At 42.6% G+C, this 24,050-nt stretch carries 20 protein-coding genes and 3 pseudogenes; 15 read left to right on the plus strand and 8 right to left on the minus strand.

The window, feature by feature from the left end:
• Positions 1-129 precede the first annotated feature (129 nt).
• Positions 130-246 (minus strand): annotated as a pseudogene (locus FTU05_RS13430) (cold-shock protein); the annotation flags it as partial.
• Positions 247-727: 481 nt separating this feature from the next.
• On the opposite strand from FTU05_RS13430, the gene FTU05_RS13435 reads away from it, so the two are divergent.
• The 8 genes from FTU05_RS13435 (at position 728) to FTU05_RS13470 (ending at position 8,899) form a co-directional block, all read left to right on the plus strand.
• Positions 728-1,273 carry a lipocalin family protein gene (locus FTU05_RS13435; RefSeq protein WP_180165699.1) on the plus strand — a complete coding sequence of 182 codons (546 nt, stop codon included), beginning with the start codon at positions 728-730 and terminating at the stop codon, positions 1,271-1,273.
• A gap of 137 nt (positions 1,274-1,410) precedes the next feature.
• Entirely contained in the window at positions 1,411-2,397 is a 987-nt protein-coding gene (locus FTU05_RS13440; RefSeq protein WP_180165701.1) for an acyl-CoA desaturase, read from the plus strand.
• On the plus strand, positions 2,394-3,677 hold the full coding sequence (locus tag FTU05_RS13445; protein WP_180165703.1) for an NAD(P)/FAD-dependent oxidoreductase: 1,284 nt from the start codon (positions 2,394-2,396) through the stop codon (positions 3,675-3,677). Before FTU05_RS13440 ends, FTU05_RS13445 begins: the two co-directional genes overlap by 4 nt.
• 9 nt (positions 3,678-3,686) lie before the next feature.
• The gene (locus FTU05_RS13450) at positions 3,687-4,481 is read left to right on the plus strand and encodes a DUF1365 domain-containing protein (protein ID WP_180165732.1); all 795 of its coding nucleotides are present in this window, start codon (positions 3,687-3,689) and stop codon (positions 4,479-4,481) included.
• On the plus strand, positions 4,478-5,674 hold the full coding sequence (locus tag FTU05_RS13455; RefSeq protein ID WP_180165705.1) for a cyclopropane-fatty-acyl-phospholipid synthase family protein: 1,197 nt from the start codon (positions 4,478-4,480) through the stop codon (positions 5,672-5,674). Before FTU05_RS13450 ends, FTU05_RS13455 begins: the two co-directional genes overlap by 4 nt.
• A gap of 25 nt (positions 5,675-5,699) precedes the next feature.
• Positions 5,700-6,479: a DUF1295 domain-containing protein gene (locus tag FTU05_RS13460; protein ID WP_180165707.1), complete on the plus strand. Its 780-nt coding sequence runs from the start codon at positions 5,700-5,702 to the stop codon at positions 6,477-6,479.
• Positions 6,480-6,487: 8 nt separating this feature from the next.
• Positions 6,488-7,537 (plus strand): cyclopropane-fatty-acyl-phospholipid synthase family protein, encoded by a 1,050-nt coding sequence (locus tag FTU05_RS13465; RefSeq protein WP_180165709.1) that lies wholly within the window; start codon positions 6,488-6,490, stop codon positions 7,535-7,537.
• 39 nt (positions 7,538-7,576) lie between these two features.
• Positions 7,577-8,899: a sensor histidine kinase gene (locus FTU05_RS13470; RefSeq protein ID WP_373685310.1), complete on the plus strand. Its 1,323-nt coding sequence runs from the start codon at positions 7,577-7,579 to the stop codon at positions 8,897-8,899.
• Here the strand turns inward: FTU05_RS13470 and FTU05_RS13475 are convergent.
• The 4 genes from FTU05_RS13475 to FTU05_RS13490 all read right to left on the minus strand — a co-directional run bounded on the left by FTU05_RS13475 (position 8,896) and on the right by FTU05_RS13490 (position 11,648).
• On the minus strand, positions 8,896-9,588 hold the full coding sequence (locus tag FTU05_RS13475) for a response regulator transcription factor (protein ID WP_005177281.1): 693 nt from the start codon (positions 9,586-9,588) through the stop codon (positions 8,896-8,898). The genes FTU05_RS13470 and FTU05_RS13475 overlap by 4 nt on opposite strands.
• Before the next feature lie 11 nt (positions 9,589-9,599).
• Positions 9,600-10,100: a chalcone isomerase family protein gene (locus FTU05_RS13480; protein ID WP_180165711.1), complete on the minus strand. Its 501-nt coding sequence runs from the start codon at positions 10,098-10,100 to the stop codon at positions 9,600-9,602.
• Complete coding sequence (locus FTU05_RS13485; RefSeq protein ID WP_171065058.1) at positions 10,076-10,648, minus strand: nuclear transport factor 2 family protein; 573 nt, start codon at positions 10,646-10,648, stop codon at positions 10,076-10,078. Before FTU05_RS13485 ends, FTU05_RS13480 begins: the two co-directional genes overlap by 25 nt.
• 118 nt (positions 10,649-10,766) lie before the next feature.
• Positions 10,767-11,648, minus strand: coding sequence for a LysR family transcriptional regulator (locus FTU05_RS13490; RefSeq protein WP_180165713.1), 882 nt, complete (start codon positions 11,646-11,648; stop codon positions 10,767-10,769).
• A gap of 102 nt (positions 11,649-11,750) precedes the next feature.
• Here FTU05_RS13490 and trpB point away from each other — a divergent pair, with 102 nt between their 5' ends.
• Both trpB and trpA read left to right on the plus strand, forming a co-directional pair.
• A complete protein-coding gene (trpB, locus tag FTU05_RS13495; protein ID WP_180165715.1) occupies positions 11,751-12,962 on the plus strand; it encodes a tryptophan synthase subunit beta in 1,212 nt (403 codons plus the stop codon).
• Complete coding sequence (gene trpA, locus FTU05_RS13500) at positions 12,959-13,744, plus strand: tryptophan synthase subunit alpha (protein ID WP_180165717.1); 786 nt, start codon at positions 12,959-12,961, stop codon at positions 13,742-13,744. The genes trpB and trpA overlap by 4 nt, the downstream gene beginning before the upstream one ends.
• A 122-nt stretch (positions 13,745-13,866) precedes the next feature.
• Here the strand turns inward: trpA and ribA are convergent, their stop codons facing one another.
• Together ribA and FTU05_RS13510 are read right to left on the minus strand one after the other, a co-directional pair.
• Positions 13,867-14,469, minus strand: a complete 603-nt coding sequence (ribA, locus tag FTU05_RS13505) for a GTP cyclohydrolase II (protein WP_180118135.1) — start codon at positions 14,467-14,469, stop codon at positions 13,867-13,869.
• Positions 14,470-14,928: 459 nt separating this feature from the next.
• Positions 14,929-15,339, minus strand: a pseudogene (locus FTU05_RS13510) (Fic family protein); the annotation flags it as partial.
• A 575-nt stretch (positions 15,340-15,914) separates the two neighbouring features.
• Here FTU05_RS13510 and atzF point away from each other — a divergent pair.
• The 5 genes and pseudogenes from atzF (at position 15,915) to FTU05_RS13535 (ending at position 23,272) form a co-directional block, all read left to right on the plus strand.
• Positions 15,915-17,729, plus strand: a complete 1,815-nt coding sequence (atzF, locus tag FTU05_RS13515; RefSeq protein ID WP_180165719.1) for an allophanate hydrolase — start codon at positions 15,915-15,917, stop codon at positions 17,727-17,729.
• A 19-nt stretch (positions 17,730-17,748) separates the two neighbouring features.
• Positions 17,749-21,348: an urea carboxylase gene (gene uca / locus FTU05_RS13520; protein WP_180165721.1), complete on the plus strand. Its 3,600-nt coding sequence runs from the start codon at positions 17,749-17,751 to the stop codon at positions 21,346-21,348.
• 2 nt (positions 21,349-21,350) lie between these two features.
• A complete protein-coding gene (locus FTU05_RS13525) occupies positions 21,351-22,037 on the plus strand; it encodes a GntR family transcriptional regulator (protein WP_180165724.1) in 687 nt (228 codons plus the stop codon).
• A 159-nt stretch (positions 22,038-22,196) separates the two neighbouring features.
• Positions 22,197-22,598 (plus strand): annotated as a pseudogene (locus tag FTU05_RS13530) (guanosine-3',5'-bis(diphosphate) 3'-pyrophosphohydrolase); the annotation flags it as partial.
• A 536-nt stretch (positions 22,599-23,134) separates the two neighbouring features.
• Positions 23,135-23,272, plus strand: coding sequence for a hypothetical protein (locus FTU05_RS13535; protein ID WP_180165726.1), 138 nt, complete (start codon positions 23,135-23,137; stop codon positions 23,270-23,272).
• Between the two features lie 30 nt (positions 23,273-23,302).
• Here the strand turns inward: FTU05_RS13535 and FTU05_RS13540 are convergent, their stop codons facing one another.
• Positions 23,303-23,998: a pirin-like bicupin family protein gene (locus FTU05_RS13540; protein ID WP_180165728.1), complete on the minus strand. Its 696-nt coding sequence runs from the start codon at positions 23,996-23,998 to the stop codon at positions 23,303-23,305.
• Positions 23,999-24,050: the final 52 nt, after the last annotated feature.

The following is a 24,050-nucleotide window of genomic DNA, read 5'->3' on the forward strand; positions in this document are numbered from 1 at the left end:
AGTTGTATGAGGGATAAGGGCAAATTGTAGGTTTTATCTCAGGTTCAAATTTAAGATTTTAGCAGCACTCCAAACTCTACAATTTGCGTATAGTGGTAGCTAATCACTATATCAATCAAGATACAAGTTAGCAATTTCACTGAAGTGCGCAAAAACATCTGGACCTGATTCTGGTTGAATAAAACCAAAACCTTTAGTTTCATTGAACCACTTAACGGTACCTTTAACAACATTTGAGTTTGACATAATAAAACCTACTGATTTTTTAATAATTTTTAGTCATTTTATTGACTGCATATAACTTTGAAAATAATAAAGAATGAAACTTAAAATCTGAAAAAAACGAAGAATTATGAATAAAACGACGATACTTAAGAGAGATTTAATGAAACAAGACTTTTTTCTAGTTGAGTTAACTATACCTTAAAAATAAAATTAATCAAGTTTTTTTATATATATATTTAATTGCCTTATAAAAGATGATTAGTTCAGGAATTAATATGTTGATCTAGTTGACTTTTTTAAATAATACTATCGACAATATTGCTATATTGAATCTAAAAAATTCAATTTACCGCTTAAAAGGGGATCCAAGAAGAAATGATTTTCCCCATTTTCTCATGCTGTAAGATTGAAATTTCTCCTACCTTCATTCTGCATTTAATCTTCACACTTTGTTCACATCGACTTGGGTTATCTTAAGTCTGAAATACAACAAGGCTTAAAAATGAAGATGCTATTCAAGTCGGTTTTTGCAGCGATAGTACTGTCTATCATCAGCTTTACAACGATTCAAGCAGAAACTGCTGCGCCTCAGGCAGTTGATCGGGTAGATATCCAGAAGTATGCTGGTAAATGGTATGAAATTGCGCATTTACCGATGTATTTTCAGCGTAAATGTGTCTCGGATATCTCGGCACTATACACTGTCAATGCCGATCAAACTATCGGTGTATTGAATAGCTGCCGAACTGCCAATGGTGAGATAATTAGCTCTGAAGGTGTTGCGTATTCGCAAAACAAGGGGAACAGCAAACTGAAGGTCAGCTTTTTGCCTACAGGTTTAAGATGGATACCATTTAGCAAAGGTGATTACTGGGTATTGCGAGTAGATCCAGAATATAAAGTGGCGCTTGTGGGGGGACCAAGTCATAAATACCTATGGATTTTGTCACGTGAACCGCAACTGGATGAAGCCACCTATCAGTCCTATCTGGAAACTGCAAAACATTATGGTTACGACGTCACAAAACTTATCAAATTGCCTCATTAATCTGTTACCCTTTTGCCGAACTGATAAATCTCTCTACAGTTCGGCTTTTTTTTATTTCACTTCACATAAAATTCATATCTGACTGATTAGACTCACCAAACAGAATAAAGACAACCGATTAAAAGTAGGATGAGTTCATGTTGAAAAGCCTGATGCGATGGATAGACAGCTGGTCCATACACACATCGCCTGAAACGCTGACCGCTGAAAACAGCCGGATTCAGTGGCTCCGGATTTTGCCCTTTATTCTGTTGCATCTGGCCTGTCTCGCAGTGTTCTGGGTGGGGGTGTCATGGTTTGCGCTGGGCTTTATGCTGGCGTTCTACCTGATCCGCATGTTTTCCATCACCGCTTTTTTTCATCGTTATCTGTCACATAAAACTTTTCAAACTTCGCGTCCGGTACAGTTCCTGTTTGTGCTGATGGGTACCATGAGTGCGCAGCGTGGCCCGCTCTGGTGGGCAGCGCATCACCGATATCACCATCGCTATACCGATACCTTGCAAGACCCGCATTCCTCCACGCATGGTTTTTGGTACAGCCACGTTGGCTGGTTTTTAAATGAATATAACTTTGCCACGCGAAAAGAAGTCATTAGAGATTGGCTGAAATATCCGGAACTGATCTGGCTAGACCGTTTCAGTTTAATTGTGGTGCTGCTGACTGCCGGCGGGATTTATGCACTGGGGGAATGGCTGGCCACGGCTTTACCTCAACTCGGTACCTCCGGCCTGCAATTGCTGGTCTGGGGCTTTGTGGTCTCCACCGTGTTACTGCTCCATGCCACTTTGTGTATTAACTCACTGGCGCATCATTATGGCAGCCGTGATTTTGATACGGACGATCACAGCCGCAACAATTTATTCCTTTCGATCATTACCTTGGGTGAAGGCTGGCACAACAATCACCATTATTATGCCGGCAGTACCCGGCAGGGTTTTTACTGGTGGCAGATTGATGTGACCTATTACCTGCTGAAACTCATGTCTTTGTTCGGGCTGGTCTGGGGACTTAAGCCGATTCCGGCACGTGTCTATGATGTCAGTAAAATTGCCCGGGCTCGGAAACAGAAAAAAGCTGCCAAGACCGACACTCAGACTATTCATTCAAAGGAATCACCATGAAAATTGCAATTATTGGTTCAGGTATTTCCGGTCTGTACGCTGCCTGGAAACTCAGCAAAGTGCATGACGTTACCGTCTTTGAAAAGAATAACTACTTTGGTGGTCATACCGATACCCATCAGCTGAATATCGATGGTGAACAGGTTGCGGTGGACAGTGGCTTTATTGTCTTTAATGAGCATAACTATCCGCTGTTCTGCGCCATGCTCAAAGAACTTGGCATTCAATCGCAAAGCAGTGACATGGGCTTTTCGGTGAATAATCAGGTCACTGGCTTACAGTACAATCCTTCAAAAAAATTCTCGTTATTGTTCCGACCTCAAAACTTTTTTAATGCAGATTTTCGTGCGATGTTGTCGGATCTGTTCCGCTTCTATGCCGCCAATAAAGATCTGGATGTCGAGCATGTCGATGCACAGCTCAGTATTGATGAGTATCTGGATCGGCATGGCTATTCCGAAGCCTTCCGTCATGAACATCTCTATCCGATGTGTGGAGCGCTGTGGTCCTGCCCGGTAGAACAGGCCGGACAGATTCCGTATAAGTTTGTGGTGAGTTTTTTCCAGCATCATCGCATGTTGCAGCTCAAAGACCGTCCTTTATGGCTGACGGTCAAGGGTGGATCAGCTCGCTACGTCCGTGCCATTCAGGCCCAGTGCAATATCACGCTTCGTAAAACTGCTGTGCATCGGGTGTCTCGCAGTGCCAATGATGTGCTGATTGAAACCCAACAGGGCAGCGAGCGTTTTGACTGGGTGATTTTCGCCAGCCATGCCGATGACAGCCTGAAACTGCTGAAAGACCCGACCGCGCAGGAGCTGGACGTGCTAGGCAAGTTCCGCTATCAGGATAACCGCATGGTGGTACATTCTGATACCTCTATCATGCCCAAATCCCGTCGCCAGTGGGCCAGCTGGCATGTACACGTCACGCCGACTCAGGTCACTGAACAGACGCCATTCCAGCACAGTGGCACACATTATGGCTTTAGCTACTGGATGAACCAGTTGCAGAACCTGAACTGCAAAACCCAGGTCTTTGCCACCCTGAATCCTAATTTTGCCCTGAATCCGAAAAAAGTCTGGGTAGAACGACATTATCGTCATCCAGTGTTTGATGCCCCGGCGATTGAAGCACAGCAACGCTGGGCCGAGGTCAACGGCCAAAACCGCACCTCATATTGCGGCGCTTACTGGGGCTGGGGCTTTCATGAGGATGGGGCGCGTAGCGCATCATGGGTAATCGATCAGCTATTAAAACAGGCTGAACAGGCAGCCTAGGAGCGCATGATGCAGATGTATCCTCTTGCGATCGCCACTGCTGAAATCCGGCATCGACGTTATTTGCCCCAAGCCCATGCTTTTAAAACCCAGCTGAGCTATCTATGGTTTGATCCAGATCAACTCGCGACGTTTACCCGAAAATCCTGGCTTTGGTCATCTAAACGCTGGAATTTCCTGACCCTAGATGAGCGCGATTTTCTGACTATGGAGTGTGGCTCGATTCGGCAGAAGATTGCACGCCTGCTGATCAAGCGGGAAAACTATCTGTTACCGCATGCCGCTTCCATCCGGGTGCTGGCTTTACCGCGCACACTGGGGTTCCGTTTCAATTCCGTAGTATTTTATCTTGTCTTTGGTGCGAGCGACCAGTTGCTCTTTGTGCTGAGTGAAATCACCAACACACCGTGGAATGAACGACAGGCCTACATTCACGACTGCCGGAACAATGCAGACGAATATGCGCCGTACCAGAGTCACCAGTTTGACTTTAAAAAGGCCTTTCATGTGTCGCCGTTCATGCCGATGGGGCTGGATTATCGCTGGCGCTTCAGCTTTTCGGATCGGCAGAACGTGATTCATATGCAGCTGTTTGAGCAGGGAATCTTGCAATTCGATGCCACCCTGAAATTTTCCTTGCAGGCCATCACGCTTGCTTCACAACAGCATCGCTATGCTGTACTGAAAGTTCTTGAACCCTTCAGGATGGTCAGCGGAATTTATCTGCACGCCTTTCGTTTATGGAAAAAGAAAATTCCGTTTTACCGACATCCTAAAAAAGAAAAAGGAAACACATTGCGATGAAGACACTATTCATGGGAGAGCAAAGCACACTGCCGGTGGTACTGCGCCACCTGCTGAAATTACGCCATGGTCAGCTGATTTTTAAAGGCGTCTGGAACGGGGCTGTCGGGGAAAGTAGCGATTTACAGGCGGTGATACAGGTGCATGATGTTCGTCTGATGGATCTGCTGTTCCGTAATGGTGTACTGGGTGCTGCCGAAGGCTTTATCCGTGGCTACTGGAGCAGTGAAGATCTGGTCGATGTGATCCGCGTTTTGGCACGTAACCGCGATGTGCTGGACCAGATGAATCAGAATGCAGTGGCCAAAGCCAGCCAGTTACTGTTAAAGGTCTGGTATAAATCGCGCAAGAATTCGATTGATGGCAGCCGCAAAAATATTGCCGAGCATTATGACCTGAGCAATGACTTTTTCAAGCTGTTCCTAGATTCCAGCATGATGTATTCCAGTGCGGTGTTTAAAGAACCCTGTATGAGCTTGGAACAAGCTTCAGATTATAAAAAAGAACTGATCTGCCAGAAACTTCAATTGCAACCGATGGACCATTTGGTCGAAATTGGCAGCGGCTGGGGAGGCTTTGCCATTTATGCGGCTCAGCATTATGGCTGTAAGGTGACCACCATTACCATTTCCAAAGCACAGTATGATGAAGCCGTGGCCCGGGTCGCTGCAGTCGGACTGTCACATCGTGTGACTGTGCAGCTGAAAGATTACCGTTTACTGGAAGGCAAATACGACAAGCTGGTGTCGATTGAAATGATTGAAGCAGTTGGTGAGCAGTATTTACCAACTTATTTCCGAAAATGCCGCGAGCTCCTCAAGCCGAATGGTCTAGCCTTGATACAGGCGATTACGATTGAAGATGCACGCTATGCCAAAGCCCTGAATACAGTGGACTATATCAAGCGCTATATTTTCCCGGGCAGTTTTATTCCCTGTATCAGTGTCATGACCCAGACCGCTTCAGAACAAAAACTGCGACTCAAACATCTGGAGGATATTGGTCAAAGCTATGCACAAACCCTGAAGTGTTGGCGTGAGCGTTTCTTGCAGCAGCATGATCAGGTACTTGGGCTTGGCTTTGATGAGCGTTTTATCCGCATGTGGGATTTTTATCTGTGTTATTGCGAAGGTGGCTTCCGCGAAGGCGTGATCAGTGATGTACATCTGCTGTTCGAAGCCAGTGCCTACTAAGCCAAGATAAAGCAGGAGGGCCGAAATGCTGCTGAACTTACTAATGCTGAATGTCTTTATCATGCTCTGTAGCTGGGTGTTGGTGACCTATAACCGTAGAGCAGGGCTGGTCGATGTCGCTTGGAGTTTCAGTATTGCCCTCAATGTGATTATTGCCGCTTGGGCGATTGACAGTGCACCGATGTTGGTTCGCTTATTTCTGGGACTGGCGAGTGGGATCTGGTTTTCACGGCTGACTTGGCATCTGTTACGGCGCTATGCCAGTGAAACCCAAGAAGACACGCGTTATGCCAACATGCGCCGAGCGATGGGGGAGTATCAGCATCTTGGTTTTCTGGTGTTTTTTATATTTCAGGCAGGTTTGGCTCTACTGTTTTCTTACCCAATGCTGAAGTTGTTAAGTATCTCGACCGAGCAATGGAATGACTGGACTTTGGTCACTGTGATTGGGGCGGGTATGATCATGCTCTTGGCTTTGATAGGTGAAAGCACTGCCGATCAGCAACTTTACCGTTTTAAGCTAGATCCACAGAATCAAGGTAAAACCATGGATCAGGGCTTGTGGAAATATTCGCGCCATCCGAATTATTTTTTTGAATGGCTGCATTGGTTTGCCTATCCAGTGCTCGGTTTGGCAGCAGGATGCTATGAATTATGGATATATCCACTGCTGATGTGGCTATTCTTGTACTACTTTACAGGTATTCCCTTTAGTGAAAAACAGGCGCTCGCCCACCGTGGCGACAACTATAAAGACTATCAACGACGAACTTCAATGTTTATTCCGTGGCCACCCAAAGAGTAGGTAAATACATGGACTTTATGATTCAAAAAACCTTAGAACTGATCGAAAATGGCAAGGTGCCAGACCCAGTGATTCGTGCAGGCATTCGTACTTTAACCAAAAAACGTTTGGCACAAGAAGGTCGGTTTAACCCCGCATTGGCGGCGCAGCGCTATATGGATGTGCTCACCATGCTGAAAAACAGCGAAATTGCCATTGAGACAGACAAAGCCAATGAGCAGCATTATGAACTGCCGACCGCATTTTTTCAGGCAGTACTCGGTAAGCGTTTGAAATATAGCGCGAGTCTATTTAAACATGCCGATATGACGCTAGACCAAGCCGAAGAAGCTGCCCTTGCATGCTATTGCCAGCGAGCACAACTGAAAGACGGGCAGGATATTTTGGAAATTGGCTGCGGTTGGGGTTCTTTAAGTCTATATATGGCCGAGCATTATCCAACGGCCCGTATTACAGTCGTGTCAAATTCTTCAACGCAGCGCGAGTATATTCAGGAACAAGCCCGTTTAAAAAAACTGGATAACCTGACGGTGATCACTTGTGATGTCAATGTGTTGCAAATGGAACCCGCGTCCTTTGACCGCGTGGTTTCGGTGGAAATGTTTGAACATGTACGCAACTACCAGAAACTGTTTGAAAATATCAGCAGCTGGCTAAAAGCGGATGGTCTGCTCTGGTGTCATATTTTCTGTCACCGTTTCCTGCATTATCCGTTTGAAGTGAAAAATGAATTCGACTGGATGTCGAGATATTTCTTTAGTGGCGGACTGATGCCGGCAGCGTCGACCTTTCTGCATTTCCAGCAGCATTTACAGCTGGAGCAGCACTGGCAATGGGCGGGTACGCAGTATGAACGTACCGCAAATGCTTGGCTAGAAAATATGGATGCTAAACAGGCCGAGCTAAAGCCCTTGTTTGAAAAAACTTATGGCGCGGATGCCGCAATTTGGTGGCAACGCTGGCGGATTTTCTTTATGGCCTGTGCCGAGCTGTTCGGTTATGAGCATGGACGCGAGTGGGTGATCGGTCACTTTCTGTTTAAAAAGAAAACCGTATAATTGAATGGCGAATCGGATGGGCCAGCGGGGAATGCACCAATGTTAAAGCTGTTCAGGGACAAACACGATCATCCTCTGGGTGAGGTGTTTAACCGCTATTACTGGCTGCAAATCGGATTCATTGCCCTGTCTGTGGTGATCGGGATTGGCTGTAGTGCTTGGGTAATCAAGGGTTCCCTGCTCAGAACTGCGCTAGAACAGGAAATGTCACACTACTGGCAGCGGCTGGAACGTAATCCGGCTGCTGAACTGCCCGACACCAAAAACCTGTATGGTTACCGCTGGAGCGATGTGCCGCCAGTCCAATTTCGCCACATGCAGCTTGAGCAAGGGGTGAACCGGCATTTTGTCGATGGCAAGGAGCGCATGACCGTGTATGGTGAAAAAAACGGACAGCATGTCCTGTTGGTCTTTGGCGAAAGCAACGTCAACAAGCTGGTGTGGCTGTTTGGTCTGGCACCGCTGATGGTCAGCCTGTTTGTGCTATATAGTGTGCTGTGGTGGTGGAACCGTCGGGCCCGGCGCTATTTTTCCCCGATTACCCGTCTGGCCAATGCGCTGGAATATATCGACTGGGAACATCAGAAAAATCAGGCTTCGCCATTTCAGGACATCCGCACCGACTCTAATCTGGAAGCTGAATACCTCAAGCAGGCGCTGGAAAAATATCATCAGGTATTAAGCGAATTTATTCAGCGTGAGCGTGAATTTACCGGAGATGTCAGCCATGAGCTACGCACGCCACTGACCATTTTAAAAGGGAATGTGCAGCTGTGTCAGGCACGCTATGGCGACAACAAGTCCTTTACCCGCCTGCATAACACCATTGAAGACATGCAGCTGCTGGTCGATACCTTGCTGGCCATTGCCCGCAATACCACCAACACTTTAACTGCTGAACCGACCATGCTTTCAGAATGTCTGGACAATCTGGTGCAGGATCTGGAAAGTGTCAGTCATAACAAAGGCATGCAGATAGACCTGCAAAAAGACCTCGATGAACAGCCGCGTAAACTTTATCCATCCATGACCAAAATGGTGTTTGGCAATATTCTGCGCAATGCGCTGAACTATTCACAGGGCACAGAAATTGATGTGATTCTGGAAAAAAATAAAGTGCTGATTGCTGACAATGGGGTCGGCATGTCTTTACCTAACAATTCTAAAGTTCAGGAACTGTCTGGTCAGCAGCTACAACTGGAAATCAAAGGGCATGGTATTGGATTGCAATTGGTGCAAAAGCTATGCAAACAGCTAGGTTGGCGTGTGGAGCTGTTTGACAGGCAATATTATCTTGACACTCATCAGAATGTTGATCTAGCAATGACCACTGGACTGATTGTTGTTGTGTACCTAAATTAGGCTTCATCTTCGAAAGCAATCTTTAAACCAATCCCAGATATGGTGTGAATCAGCTTTTGTTCAAAGGGTTTATCGACCATTTTGCGTAAATTATAGATATGACTGCGCAGAGCATCACTTTCTGGCTCTTCGTCACCCCAAAGCTGCATCATAATTTCCTGTTTGGTCAGTACTTTAGGAGAATGTCGCATTAGTAGCTTCAAAAGTTTAAACTGAATCGGAGGCAATTCAATGTTCTGCCCAGCTCGAGTTAGCTGTTGTGTTGCTGGGTCCAAAATTAGGTCATGAATTTGCAGACGACTGCTAGATACTTCACCCAGGGAACGTTTGATCAGGGCCTTGACCCGAACCACTAGCTCGTTAAAGTCAAAGGGCTTGACCAGATAATCATCCGTGCCGGAATTGAAGCCTTTAAGTTTGTCATCCAAGGTATCCCGAGCGGTAAGCATCAAGACAGGTAAGTCCAACCCCTCTTCATTGCGTAACCACTCGCACAATTCATAACCAGAACCATCAGGCAAATTAATGTCTAGTAGCAAGATATGGTAGCGTTGCTGTTTCAGTAATTGTCTAGCAGCACTCAGATTGCGGGCGTGATCGACCACAAAGCCATGTTCTTCAAGAAACTCGCATAGGGTAGAGGCCAGTTCATAATGGTCTTCAACCATCAGGATAAAATGTTTCGACATAGCGGCAGACACTAATTTAATAATTGCTGTTTTAATTTAGCACTAAATGGCTGGGGACCCAGCCATATATTAAAATATTGTTGTGCCAGAGGATGTTTAAGCTGCCCTAAACTTTGCTGGTTCAAAGATAAGCTCAGGGTCTGTGTAGCATGGTTGTATTTTAAACGGTAGAGGTCGCCTGATCTGACCAGACGATACAAATCGGTGATTGGGTTGAATAGAGCATGTATTTTTGCGTCTTTAACATTACGTTTCAGTAAATGTGTGGCCGCACGCTTAAATGCCCATTCCGGAATATTCTGTGTATAGGAAAAGTCCATCTGTATATTTTGTTTTTCCCAGGACTGGCTACAGTTTTGGGCAAAATAACTGGCCATACCGACCTGTTTTTGACCCACCATCAGCGGACCATTGCCGCATTGATTCAGGCTTTGTGCCTGTGCCCATGGACAGAAGCTACATCCCATCACTAACGCTGTACTAATCGCTATTTTTTGAAAGGCAGTAGCCATGAGTAGACCCCTCCAACATAAGGCAGGGAACGGTACAGGCCATTCGCAGGGTCCCAGAAATCCTGCTGGAAAATAATCTTGTTGTTTTCGTTGATCTTGATTTCACTGATACCGTAAGAGTCCATACTGCGGGTCGTGCCGAACAATTTAAAATCATAGGCCATATGCCAGTGCACATAGGCAGAGTCCTGATGATAAGAAGCGTTTAACAGCTTGACGCTGACCTTGCTGACCCGTTTGTTCATGCCTTGAAAGTGCTCGAGTAGATTTTGACGGGATGAAAATTGCGATAGCGTATCGTTAATAAACAGCTGGTCGGCATACAGTGCTCCAGCATTTTCAACGAATTCAGGTGTGCCCAAGGTATTAAAGGCTGAGGTAAAGCGGAGGCCGATATCCTGAGCTTTAGCCTGATCCAGCGCTATCCCCTGAATACCATTTCTGGATTGGGCGTAATCGGCTGAATAACTGGGAATACTTTTACATCCGGCTAACAACAGAAGCGGCAAGGATAAGGCTGTAGCAATTAGTGTTTTTACAAGTCTCATCATCAGTGTCCGTATGAAGTGTATGTTTATACCTTAGGCAGCACAGCGTGAATAGAATGTGAAATAGACGTTATAGATGAGCAATTGAATAGAATTTTTCAAATCAAAGATTAAATGTTTAACTTTTTTCTTCGGCCATTAACCAATTAATGATATTCATAACATCATGATTTTCATTATTTTTTCTGACCATTGCATAAAAATTATAGTCACAATAGATAAAACTAAAAGGGGCAATGATCTTTCCATTTAACATTTCTTTTTCTACTAGAATTTGAGGTGCTATGGCAATTCCTAACCCAGACACGGCAGCTTCTATCATTAAATTCAGACTATCAAAATAACGGTCATTGGATTTTGGGCAAAAGCTTATTTGAAACTGATCAAACCATGTATGCCATGCACTTTTATTTGAGTGGGTATGAAGTAATGGATAGTTTAAAAGATCATTTACGGAATGAAGAAAATTTATTTCACGATTACAAATAGGACCCATGTTATCGGGAAATAACAGATATTTATTCAAAAAGTTGGGAAGTAGATGATTCTCACTGATGCTATTGATCAATATGTCAACTTTCTCTTTTTCTAATAATTTTAACTCATTACATGTCATTAATTTGATATGGATATTGGGATAAATGACTTCGAGCTTTTCTAATCGAGGAATCAGCCAATTTGCCATAAAACTATGAGAAGCGCCTATGACAACTTCTACTTCAGATGTCTTATTAGTTAACTCAAAGACGCATTGCTCTAAACGATTAAAAAGCTGCGTACAAACGAGCGATAATTCTTCGGCATCCGCCGTCAGAGAGATGGTCGAGGAATGTCGAATAAACAATTTTTTATCCAACCATTCTTCTAACTGCTTTATTTGATGGCTAATCGCGCTATGGGTGACACATAATTCTTCGGCAGCTAAGCTGAAACTTTTATTTCTGGCGACAGCTTCGAAAGCTTTTAAAGCATTAAGCGGAGGTAATGTTCTGCGTTTCATGTTGTAAAATTTTCTAACACCATAACCACAAAATATATCAATTATCAGAAAAATGAAAATATTTTAAGATCAAACAAGTTTTGATAGTAAAAGAGATATGAGATGACAACCCCTTATACAGGTAATGGTCCTGATGCTTTGGGATTTTTTGGTAAATTTGGCGGATGCTACATGCCAGAGAGCTTAATGCCAGCACTTCAAGAATTAGAGCAAGCCTTTAATACTGTTCGGGACAAACCTGAATTTTGGGCTGAATATCAGCAGATTTTAATGGACTTTGTTGGTCGTCCGAGTCCTCTTTTTTATGCAAAAAACCTAACAGCTTATGCAGGCGGCGCTCGAATATATTTCAAGCGAGAAGATTTGAACCATACGGGTGCGCATAAGATCAATAATTGTGTAGGCCAAATCTTATTAGCCAAATTTATGGGTAAAACCAGAATCATTGCAGAAACGGGTGCTGGGCAACATGGTGTTGCAACAGCAACGGTTTGCGCGCTGTTTAAGATGAAATGTACCATTTTTATGGGAGAAACAGATATTCAGCGCCAACAAATGAATGTTGAACGTATGAAATTACTCGGTGCTGAAGTCAGAAGTGTTAAAAAAGGGCGTGGGACTTTAAAAGATGCCATGAACGAAGCATTACGTGACTGGATTCGTCATGTGGATACAACCTATTACCTATTGGGTACGGGTGCAGGCCCTCATCCATATCCCGTCATGGTCAGAGAATTTCAGAAAATTATTGGTATAGAAGCCAGAAACCAAATCCTGCTCAAAGAAAATAGACTGCCTGATGCTCTAGTTGCTTGCGTTGGTGGGGGATCAAATGCACTAGGGTTGATGTATCCTTTTCTAGAAGACCAGAATGTCAAAATGTTTGGCGTTGAGGCAGGTGGAAAAGGAACAAATAGTGGTGAACATGCCGCCTCTATTTGCAAAGGTCAAGTCGGTGTGCTGCATGGCAATTTAACCTATTTATTACAAGATTCAGATGGGCAGATTTTAGATGGACACTCTATATCAGCTGGCTTAGATTATCCTGGCGTTGGCCCTGAGCATGGCCTTCTGTTTGAAACAGGACGTGTGACATATACGGCGATCACCGATCAAGAAGCGGTAAATGCATTTCAGCTTTTAGGCCAACAGGAGGGCATTATTCCTGCGCTTGAGAGTTCTCATGCAATTGCGTATGCGATTCAACTTGCTCAAGAAATGCAGCCAGAACAGATCATTATTGTCAATTTAAGTGGCAGAGGTGACAAAGACTTAAACACGGTCAAAAAATATCTTGCAGGAGCTACAGCATGAACCGTCTAGATCAAAAATTAGAGCAATTGAAACTGGAAAATCGAAGCGGTCTGGTCTGTTATTTTACTGCTGGAGATCCTAATTTTACAGAAAGTTGTCGTCTGTTAAGCCAATTGGGTCAAGCAGGGGCTGACATTATTGAAGTGGGTATTCCATTTTCTGATCCAGTGGCAGATGGAGAGATCATTCAGGCAGCGCATCTTCGGGCTTTAGATGCAGGTCAAACGGTAAAACAGACCATTGAGTTGGTAAAAGTAATCAGGCTGCATGATGACCAGACACCAATAATTTTCATGACTTATTTAAATCCGATTATACAATATGGTTTTGAGACACTTATCGCTGAAACAGAAAATCTTATAGATGGAATATTGATTTTAGATGCTCCATATGGATATCGAGAAAACTTTGAAGTACAGTTAAATGAAAAAAATATGCATTTAATTGCACTAACAGCACCGACCACTCCAGTTGCAAGGTTAGAGCAAATATCAGCGCGTGCGACAGGTTTTTTATATCATGTTGCAGAAAATGGCCTAACAGGAGGAGACTTCAATCTGTCCAATCTTGAGAAAAAGATTGCTGAAATCAAGCCTATTTTTAATATTCCTGTGGCAATCGGCTTTGGCATTAAAAATGAAAGTCATGTTAAAGCATTAGCCAATAAAGTAGATCTAATCGTTATCGGTTCAGCACTTGTCGATACTTTTTTTAATAAGGGGATGAACGCAACTTTAGAAAAAGTCACGGTTTTTTCGCAAATACTTAAAGAACCTCAATAATATCCTGTGGTTTTAATCAGTATTTCTAAAGTTAATTAAACAACAGTGCATATGTTATAAAAGCTTCTCCTCTAAGGGAGAGGGAACTTTGTATGTGGGTTTTTACTGAAAGTGATCGCTTTTTAAAAATCACTATTATCATACAGATGTGACATACGTTTTTGTTTTGTCTCTAGATAAGCTTTATTAAAAATATTTAAGCCAACTTTTAAGGGAATACGTTCAACAACATTAATTCCTAAATCAGTTAAAGATTTAATTTTAAGCGGATTATTTGTAATGAGTTTTACATTCTTTATTTTTAAATAATCTAACATAATGGTGCACATGTCATATTTACGAGCATCTGCTGGTAAATTTAATAATAAATTGGCGTCAAGAGTATCATGTCCTTGGTCTTGAAGTGCATAGGCTCGAATTTTATTGGTTAAGCCTATGCCACGGCCTTCTTGGCGCAGATATAAAATTACCCCTTGACCTGCATCATGAATCATTTTCATGGTTGAATGTAATTGGGGGCCACAGTCACATTTGAGTGAAGCAAAAGCATCACCTGTTAAGCACTCTGAATGTATTCTGACTAGTACAGGTTGATTTGGACCAGCATTCATCCCTTTAGTAAGAGCGATATGTTCTTCACCAGTACGTTGGTCTTGAAACGCTATAATTTCAAAATCGCCAAACGCAGTAGGTAATTTTGATTTAGAAACAAATTCTATAGCCACAGAAGAATACACCTATATAAATTTATATTTGATACAATTTACTTAATCTATCTTAAAAGCATAGGCCGAATTTTTTGCAGTTATAAATTTCAGCGTTTTACTCTCAATTAAAGAGTATGTATCTGATAGTGAATTTTATGTGAAATGTTATTTAGAATATTTTTATTAGCGTTCTGCTTTGTTGCAAAAACACTCAAAAGCTGAGGCTTGTCTAAACCATCAATATTTAAGATAAGTTGGTTTTTTTTGTATAGTTAATTAAATTTATTGAATAAGTTAATAAAATTAGGTTTGTGGGAAGGTCAATTCTTTGTATGATAGATTCTATGTGTAGGCTTCTTCATTCTGAAATTATATTGCTGAACAATTTTTTGATAACAGCATTAGGCAACAAGGCTCTAATAAACAAAATGTCCTAAGCAGCAGTACAAATAAAGAAATATATAAATGGGAGTAACTCTAAATTCCTAAAATTATCTGATATGGTTTAAATCCTTCGATCACTGCTTCAGAAATCAATTGGATAAAAGCTTCAGTTTTGTCATAAGCCATCCACTGATCCAAAGCTTCATAGTAAGCCACGCGATTTTTCAACTGTAATAACGCAAGGTGGATATCCAGATTTCAGCAACTTAAGGTTCATCAATAGACGTGATGTGCGTCTATTACCATCAATAAAAAATCCAGGTGTACTTTAGCTGCACGTTCAATAGGATGACGCTGATGCGCTTCCGACTTGTACCAACCGACTAGTTGAGCCATTTTGTCATTCAACAATGTATAGTCAGGTGGGGTAGTCGTAGCACCTGAAATCAATATATTTCGTTGGTGGTAATGACCTACATTGCCATCATCAATATTTTTTAGAATGCTGAATTTTTACGGTATTTTTTGCGGTACAATGATGTGGGTTGGGTTTAAATATTTATAATAAACAATTAGTTAAATTGTATTTACGGTGCGCGCTGAGCGCACCATTTTTTAGTTTTGATTGTTGAACTAAATTTTGCGAATCAATAGCTTTTATTATTACTACTTTTCTATTCAACCCGATCAATCTCAAAGCCCAATATTGCTTTAGCCATCATTGATGTATCTTTTTCTATATATAAAATTCAAAATATTTCTCAGTTCTTTTTATTCTAAGTTCAAAGTCATACAAAACATCTAAATTGAAAGCTTATAAAGAGTGAAAATAGAAAGTTCACTGTATTTATATCTGCATCTAAATGAAAAGAATCTATTGAAAACACGATTATAAAAGTCATGCACCAAAATAGTGGAGCTTGGAAACTTAATAGAACATTTATCCTTTTGTACTGGCTAAATAAAATAGGCAAATGATTGATAAAATATATTAAGATATTGAAAAATAAATAATAATTAGAGTTGGCATGATGTGTGCAACACAGTATTCAAACTTGGATACAAGAATGAGCACATCAATGAACTCAATAAAAACTTTAGGCTGGACCTTAGCGGAATGGAAAGCGGCCTACACGAATAACACAATTCAACTTGAAGACTTATATGCCTTGGTCGAGCAATTTGATCGCGTAGACCCAGCATGGATTTCAATTGCATCGATAGAACAATTAACTGCACAGATTGAAGCTTTAAAACAAATTGAAAATGCTGTGGCCTTACCTTTATTTGGTGTGCCTATTGCAGTGAAAGACAATATAGATGTGGCGGGCTTTGCATCGACGGCTGCATTTAAATTATTTACGGACATAAAAACTGATGATGCCTATGTGGTGCAGCGCTTAAAACAAGCGGGTGCGATTATTGTAGGCAAAACCAATTTAGATCAATTTGCCACAGGATTGGTCGGTACACGTTCCCCATTTGGTGCAATGCCAAATACTTTTAATCTTGACTATGTAAGCGGTGGTTCAAGCTCTGGTTCAGGCAGTGTGGTGGCGCGTGGTTTAGTGCCGATTGCACTCGGTACAGATACCGCAGGTTCAGGACGAATCCCCGCAGCTTTTAATAATATTGTCGGTTTAAAGCCAACCAAAGGGCGCTTTTCAAATACAGGCTTATTGCCTGCGTGTAAAAGCTTAGATTGCATTTCAATTTTTGCCTTAACCGTCGCTGATGCAACTGCAGTGGCAGAAGTTATGGAAGGTTTTGATGTAACCGACAGTTATTCACGTGTGAATCCTGCTACAGCGCCTGCAAAGTTCAGTGCACAATTAAAGTTAGCCATTCCAAAACAATTAGAATTTTTTGGTGATGCTCAATCGGCGGATGCATTTCAGCAAGCATTAATTGAATTAAAAAACTTAGGTGCAGAACTGACTGAAATTGATTTCAGTACTTTTAGTCAATTGGCGAGCCAACTTTACCAAGGGTCATGGGTTGCAGAGCGTACTGCTGCAGTTGCAGACTTATTAGAAACATCGGTACACGACTTTGATCCAACAGTTTTAGAAATTATTCAAAAAGGCCAGCAGTACACTGCGGTGGATGCTTATAACGCCGAATATTTAAAGCAAGAATTGGCTCGAGACATTCAGCAAACCTTAGCGCAATTTGATGCCTTAGTGGTGCCAAGCTCGCCAACTATACACACGCTTGCAGAAATGGCTGAATCGCCAATTGAAAATAATAGCCACTTTGGCACCTATACCAATTTTACCAATTTAGCAGATCTGAGTGCCATCGCTGTACCTGCAGGCTTTCGTGCCGACGGGCTGCCTTTTGGAATCACATTCATTGCACCGGCTTGGCACGATACGGCTTTAGCAGATTTTGCCGAAAAATGGCAAAAGCATTTGAAATTACCACTCGGTGCAGTAGCGAAAACATTGCCTGAAGCAAATTCAGTCATGTCTGCACCATCCGCACAACATTTTCGAGTTGCAGTCGTAGGCGCACATCTCACAGGCATGCCACTCAATTTCCAACTGACAACACGCCAAGCCGTGCATGTTGAAACCACAACGACTTCTGCCGATTACGCCCTCTATGCACTGCCGGGCACAGTACCTCCGAAACCAGGTTTAGCGCGTCAGGAAGCGGGTCAAAAAATTATTGTCGAGCTTTGGGATATTCCAAAAGCACGCTTTGGTGAATTTGTCGCCGAAATTCCAACACCACTGGGTATGGGCAATATCGAGCTTGCCGATGGACGTTGGGTGAAAGGCTTTATTTGTGAACCTTATGGCCTAAACGGTGCAAAAAATATCAGTGAATTTGGCGGCTGGCGCGCCTATATCCAATCACTGCAAGCAACAACAGCAAAATCAAATTAAAAAAATCGGGGAAATAATCATGTTTAAAACAGTTTTAATTGCAAACCGTGGTGAAATTGCTGTTCGTGCGATTCGTACATTAAAGAAACTCGGTGTTCAGTCGGTTGCCGTATATTCAGAGACAGACCGTTATGCACAGCATGTCTTAGATGCAGATGTGGCAGTTTCTCTTGAAGGTGTTAAACCTGCAGAGACTTATTTAAGTATTGAAAAATTGATTCAAGCCGCTAAAAAAACCGGCGCTGAAGCGATTTTCCCAGGTTATGGTTTTTTATCTGAAAGTGCCGACTTTGCCCGTGCATGTGAAGAAAATGGTATCGCCTTTATGGGGCCAACGGGTGAACAAATTTTAGAATTTGGTTTGAAGCATCGTGCGCGTGAATTGGCAGCTGCAGCGAATGTACCCATGACACCGGGTACAGGTTTATTGGCAAGTTTGGATGAAGCACTCGCATCTGCTGCAGAGATTGGCTATCCCATCATGCTGAAAAGCACCGCAGGCGGTGGCGGGATTGGTTTAACCCGCTGTGATGATGAACAATCATTAAAAGATGCGTATGAAAGTGTAAAGCGTCTAGGCGAACAGTTCTTTAAAGATGCGGGTGTTTTCCTCGAACGTTTTGTCGATAAAGCCCGTCACGTAGAAGTACAAATTTTTGGTGATGGTTTAGGTCAAGTCGTTGCTTTTGGGGAGCGCGATTGTTCATTGCAGCGCCGTAACCAAAAAGTCGTTGAGGAAACACCTGCACCGCACTTACCAGAAGCAACACGTCAAAAATTGCACCGTGCTGCTGTAGAGCTTGGTCAATTGGTGAAATACCGCAGCGCAGGTACGGTTGAGTTTATCTATGATGCTGCCCGTGATGAAGTGTATTTCCTTGAAGTGAATACCCGTTTGCAGGTTGAACACCCTGTAACTGAAATGGTGACAGGATTAGATCTGATTGAATGCATGCTGAAAGTGGCGGCAGGTGATGCTTTAGATTGGGAAAAACTCAGCAATATTCAGCCCAATGGTGCTGCCATTGAAGTGCGAATTTATGCGGAAGATCCAGTGAAAAACTTCCAGCCAAGTCCGGGGGTACTCACAGATGTGTATTTCCCTGAAGACATCCGTGTAGATACGTGGGTATCTACAGGCACTGAAATTTCACAATATTTTGACCCGATGATTGCCAAAATTATTGTGCATGCGGCAGACCGAGACAGTGCGATTGCTAAGCTAAAAATAGCCTTGGCGGAAACCCGCTTGAATGGCATCAGCACCAACTTAGACTATGCACATACCGTAGTTTCAGATGCTCGCTTTGAAAATATGCAAATCTGGACACGTCTGCTGGATGATTTTAAATATGTGCCAAATGTAATTGAAGTGCTGCAACCGGGCACGCAAAGTTCGATTCAAGACTATCCGGGGCGTGTGGGCTATTGGGATATCGGCGTACCGCCATCAGGCCCGATGGATGATTATGCATTTCAGTTAGCCAATCAAATTGTCGGTAATCCAAAATCGGCAGCAGGTTTTGAGTTTACCTTACAAGGACCAAGCCTGAAATTTCATGCCGATAGCATTGTAGCCATTGCAGGTGCGCCATGTAGCGCGACTCTAGATGGTGTGAATGTCGATTTTTGGCAACCGATCAGCATCAAAGCAGGGCAAACATTAGTACTTGGACAAGTTGAGTCGGGTTGCCGTACGTATCTTGCAATCCGCAACGGACTAAATGTACCTGAATATCTAGGTAGCCGTTCAACCTTTGCATTGGGTAATTTTGGCGGTCATGCAGGGCGAGTGCTGCGCGCAGGCGACATGATTAAAATGGTTAATCCAAGCCTGCCTTTGGATGGATTGGAGATTGCAACAGCAGCACCGCAAGCTTTGGCAGCAGAGCGTATTCCAAGCTATGGCAAAGAATGGAAAATTGGTGTGCTCTATGGTCCACATGGTGCACCAGATTTCTTTAAACCTGAATATATTGAAGAATTTTTTGCTTCAACATGGAATGTACACTTTAACTCAAACCGTTTAGGTATTCGCCTAACTGGCCCAACACCAAGCTGGGCACGTGAAAATGGCGGTGAAGCAGGTTTGCATCCATCCAATGTGCATGACTGTGAATATGCTATTGGGGCGATTAACTTCACTGGTGATTTTCCTGTGATTTTGGCTAAAGATGGCCCAAGCCTCGGTGGCTTTGTTTGCCCAGTGACGATTGCTAAAGCTGAACTTTGGAAAATTGGTCAACTTAAGGCAGATGACAGCATCAGTTTCTATCCGATGAGTGTTGAACAAGCCAATGCCTTGGAAGTTCAACAAATTGCCGATATCCAAAACTTTGCTCAAGCACCTGAAGCAAAACAGGCGGCAACTTTTGAATGTAAGCCAGAAGGGATATTGGCAGTGCGTGAAGCAGATGCACATGCGCCGAAAGCTATATATCGTCAGGCAGGTGACAGTTACATCTTGCTGGAATATGGCGAAAACGTTCTCGACCTTGCATTGCGCTTACGTGTTTATCGACTGATGCAACTCATTCGTGAAGCGAATATTGATGGCATTTTAGAGCTTTCACCCGGTGTCCGTTCACTGCAGATTAAATATGATGGATTGCGTTTCAGCCAAGTGAATTTAATTCAGTTCTTATTGGGACTTGAAAATGAGATGGGAGATTTGAGCCAAATCAAAATTCCATCTCGTATTATTCACTTACCGATGGCATTTGAGGATTCGGCCACTTTAGGTGCTGTAGAACGTTATCAAGAAAGTGTTTGTGCCAAAGCGCCGTGGTTGCCAAATAATGTCGATTTCATTCAGCGCATTAATGGCTTAGACAGCCGTGAGCAAGTCAAAGATATTATTTTCGATGCCAATTACTTAATTTTAGGCTTGGGCGATGTGTATTTAACCGCGCCTTGTGCTGTGCCAATAGATCCGCGCCATCGTTTACTCAGCTCGAAATATAACCCTGCACGTACCTTTACTGCCGAAGGTACTGTGGGTATTGGTGGTATGTACATGTGTATTTATGGCATGGATTCACCGGGCGGTTATCAGTTGATTGGTCGTACATTGCCTATTTGGAATAAGTTTAAAAAGAACAAGCAGTTTGGCGATCAGCAATGGTTCTTACGTTTCTTTGACCAAATTAAATATTATGAAGTAACCGAAGCAGAACTCGATCAATTCCGTGCCGACTTTGCCAATGGCGTTGCTGAAATTAAAATTGAAGAGACAGAGTTTGATTTTGCAGCCTATCAAGCCTTTTTGGAAACAGAGAAGGACAGTATTGCCGAGTTTAAAGCACAGCAGCAGCAGGCATTTACAACTGAAGTTGAACGCTGGAAAGATGAGTTCGATGCACCTGCGGAAATGGAAATCTTGCAAGATGATACCGACTATAGCCAATTTGCAGCCTTGAATGCGTCGATGACCGGCAACATTTGGAAAATTTTTGTCGAAGCTGGACAGTCTGTGAAGAAAGGCGATACTGTAGCCATTATTGAAGCGATGAAAATGGAGCTTCCAGTCTATGCCGATGATGACGGTATAGTGAAAGCGATTATCTGCCGTGCAGGACAAACGGTACATAGCGGTGAACCGCTGGTTTATATGGAATAAACATGACCTCAGCCATTGTTGGGAAAAGCTCAGACAACTTGTCTGAGCTGGTTTTCCAAAGAATAAAAAACGATATTTTTGATTTTCAGCTCAAACCGGGTGCACGTTTTACCGAATCTGAAATTGCAGAATTGTATGAAGTCAGCCGTACACCCGTACGGCAGGCTTTATACCGTTTACAGCAAGATGGTTATGTACGGGTGCATTTTCGCAGCGGTTGGGAAGTGAAGCCACTCAATTTTAAAGCCTACGAAGAACTGTACGATTTACGGATTTTGCTGGAATGCTATGCCATTGAGCAGCTCTGTAAAATGGAACCAGAACAACTTAAACAGGCTTTACAGACATTGGTGAATTTGTGGTGTATTCAGCCTGAACAGTTTTTGCATGATTTAAAAACTTTATCGATGCAAGATGAAGCATTTCACTGTCAATTGGTTGAAGCAATTGGTAATAGTGAAATGGCAAAGGTGCATCGGGATGTGAGTGAAAAAATCCGTATTATTCGCCGTTTAGATTTTTCTAAAGATTATCGAATTGAAGCCACTTATGCAGAGCATCAACAGATTTTACAATTGATCCTTGGACATAATGTGACAGCGGCATTGGAGAAAATGCGCAGCCATATTCAGCAAAGTAAAGAAGAGGTGAAAAAAATTACTTTGGAAATGTTGGCGCGAATGGCATAGAACTATTTGCAAAAGATCTAGCTCACGATAATTCACGGTAGATATGTATTTTACGAGTCAATCTGTGTCGTTAGGGGCGTGCTTAGAGCTATAAATAGATGTATTCATTGGTTAATATGATGGAGAAAAATAAAAAAGACCACGAAGGGGAGATTCTTTATTTCAACTTTAGAAAACGCGATTTTATTGGCGACTGAACGCCATTTCGGACAAGTCGATAAAGCGGGTCAAGCTTATATTCAGCATCCACTTCGTGTGATGCAAAATGTGCAACATCCCGATGCTAAAATCGTCGCTGTATTACATGACATTTTAGAAGATACTGCGACAACGACGGATGAGCTTCGTGCTATGGGTTTTCAAGCGCATATTATTGACGCGATACTGGCACTGACTAAAACAGCAGGTGAGAACCGATTTCAAGCTGCGCAGCGTACTGCTAAAAATGCAATAGCGTGTGAAGTAAAACTCAGTGATTTACACGACAATATGGATTTGTCTCGCTTAACAACGGTCACAGCAAAAGATCGACATCGTTATCAACAATATGTAAAAGTAAAACGTAGATTAGAGCGTGCTCGGTGCATCCATTTACATCTGATCAATTTAAATCTAACAACAGATTATCCGAGATTTCAATTTCAAAGTTCACAGCAAAATTTTCAATATCTTCTCAATGCGATGTTTGATCTAGAGCATTCATTAGGTGGCGTTCAGATTGGAAGTCCACAGGAATGGTGGATTTTATTTGAAGATGTCAGCGCATATTTTGCATATTGCCAAAGAAAGGGAGTAATTCCCAAGCAGGCAACATTCTTAGATTTAATTTTAACCACAGATCGGGACTATTTCGGGGGCATCTTTCAAATTGAACAAGATCGGCAATTATTTGCCTCTATGTTTGGCGTCTTTATGCAAAATCATTTTTATCGCGTGGAAACTGAAGGCTGATTAGATAGATTGCATCAGCAATAGAATAAAATCACCTTTGATTGATGAATTTTATCTCGATAATTAGATGCTGAGCGGCATATATAAACATCTCGAAATGCTAGACTTCGAGATGTTTAAAGTAATTCCATCCATTGACATCTCCAATGAAACATTTGGCCATGTTTGCTGAACCTTATGCCTCAATCCTACATGACATCATGGTGGCTGCTGGATTTATTATTCCGTCTTTAGTGTTGATATGGTTATATAAACGCAGTGAACGCCTGAGCCAAGCGGCATAAAAAAAGCCCTCACATTTGAGGGCTTTTTCGTTATTTAACTTCGGGTAAATCAAACCAAATCACTTGAGCATCTTCAAGCGCTTCAATTTGGCTATCTTCTAAGAACGCAATTGCACCACCAGCTTCAACTTTATGTTCAGCAATTTGCACTGAACCTGAAATAACATGGATATAGTTGATATGCTGCGTTGCATGGATATCTAAAGATTGACCTTTCGTCAAAAATGCAGATTTAACTTCCGCTTGCTGACGAATATGCATAGCTGCATTGTCATTTGGACCGACAATTAAATGCCATTGATTGGGTTGATCGCGTGGATCACATTTAATTTGTTGATAGGTCGGTTCAGCATAACGTTCATTTGGAACGATCCAAATTTGTAGTAAATGCACATCTTCATCACCTTGGTTCATTTCGCTATGGCGCACACCTGTACCTGCGCTCATGAGCTGCCATTCACCCGCAGAAATGCCACCATGGTTGCCCATGCTGTCTTTATGCGTAATGGTGCCTTTTAACACACACGTTAAAATTTCCATGTTGTCATGTGGGTGTTGACCAAAACCTTCATGGGCTGCAATTAAGTCATCATTAATTACACGAAGCGCACTAACGCCCATGTATTTCGGGTCATACCAGTTACCAAAAGAAAAGCTGTGTTTAGACTCAAGCCAGCCCATTTTTACGTGACCACGGTTTTCACTTGGATGTAAAAAAGCATTCATGGCATTCATCCTTATCTTAATTATTGAACATATGCCTATTTTAAGATTGAAC

It is taken from the genome of Acinetobacter sp. YH12049 (assembly GCF_013419875.1).
GTDB classification, from domain to species: Bacteria; Pseudomonadota; Gammaproteobacteria; order Pseudomonadales; family Moraxellaceae; genus Acinetobacter; species Acinetobacter amyesii.

Excerpts from the sequence above, each read along its gene's own strand:
- FTU05_RS13435 (WP_180165699.1), top strand. The coding sequence starts at position 728 with ATGAAGATGCTATTCAAGTCGGTTTTTGCAGCGATAGTACTGTCTATC.
- FTU05_RS13440 (WP_180165701.1), top strand. The coding sequence starts at position 1,411 with ATGTTGAAAAGCCTGATGCGATGGATAGACAGCTGGTCCATACACACA.
- FTU05_RS13445 (WP_180165703.1), top strand. The coding sequence starts at position 2,394 with ATGAAAATTGCAATTATTGGTTCAGGTATTTCCGGTCTGTACGCTGCC.
- FTU05_RS13450 (WP_180165732.1), top strand. The coding sequence starts at position 3,687 with ATGCAGATGTATCCTCTTGCGATCGCCACTGCTGAAATCCGGCATCGA.
- FTU05_RS13455 (WP_180165705.1), top strand. The coding sequence starts at position 4,478 with ATGAAGACACTATTCATGGGAGAGCAAAGCACACTGCCGGTGGTACTG.
- FTU05_RS13460 (WP_180165707.1), top strand. The coding sequence starts at position 5,700 with ATGCTGCTGAACTTACTAATGCTGAATGTCTTTATCATGCTCTGTAGC.
- FTU05_RS13465 (WP_180165709.1), top strand. The coding sequence starts at position 6,488 with ATGGACTTTATGATTCAAAAAACCTTAGAACTGATCGAAAATGGCAAG.
- FTU05_RS13470 (WP_373685310.1), top strand. The coding sequence starts at position 7,577 with ATGTTAAAGCTGTTCAGGGACAAACACGATCATCCTCTGGGTGAGGTG.
- FTU05_RS13475 (WP_005177281.1), bottom strand. The coding sequence starts at position 9,588 with ATGTCGAAACATTTTATCCTGATGGTTGAAGACCATTATGAACTGGCC.
- FTU05_RS13480 (WP_180165711.1), bottom strand. The coding sequence starts at position 10,100 with ATGGCTACTGCCTTTCAAAAAATAGCGATTAGTACAGCGTTAGTGATG.
- FTU05_RS13485 (WP_171065058.1), bottom strand. The coding sequence starts at position 10,648 with ATGAGACTTGTAAAAACACTAATTGCTACAGCCTTATCCTTGCCGCTT.
- FTU05_RS13490 (WP_180165713.1), bottom strand. The coding sequence starts at position 11,648 with ATGAAACGCAGAACATTACCTCCGCTTAATGCTTTAAAAGCTTTCGAA.
- trpB (WP_180165715.1), top strand. The coding sequence starts at position 11,751 with ATGACAACCCCTTATACAGGTAATGGTCCTGATGCTTTGGGATTTTTT.
- trpA (WP_180165717.1), top strand. The coding sequence starts at position 12,959 with ATGAACCGTCTAGATCAAAAATTAGAGCAATTGAAACTGGAAAATCGA.
- atzF (WP_180165719.1), top strand. The coding sequence starts at position 15,915 with ATGAACTCAATAAAAACTTTAGGCTGGACCTTAGCGGAATGGAAAGCG.
- uca (WP_180165721.1), top strand. The coding sequence starts at position 17,749 with ATGTTTAAAACAGTTTTAATTGCAAACCGTGGTGAAATTGCTGTTCGT.
- FTU05_RS13525 (WP_180165724.1), top strand. The coding sequence starts at position 21,351 with ATGACCTCAGCCATTGTTGGGAAAAGCTCAGACAACTTGTCTGAGCTG.
- FTU05_RS13535 (WP_180165726.1), top strand. The coding sequence starts at position 23,135 with ATGAAACATTTGGCCATGTTTGCTGAACCTTATGCCTCAATCCTACAT.
- FTU05_RS13540 (WP_180165728.1), bottom strand. The coding sequence starts at position 23,998 with ATGAATGCTTTTTTACATCCAAGTGAAAACCGTGGTCACGTAAAAATG.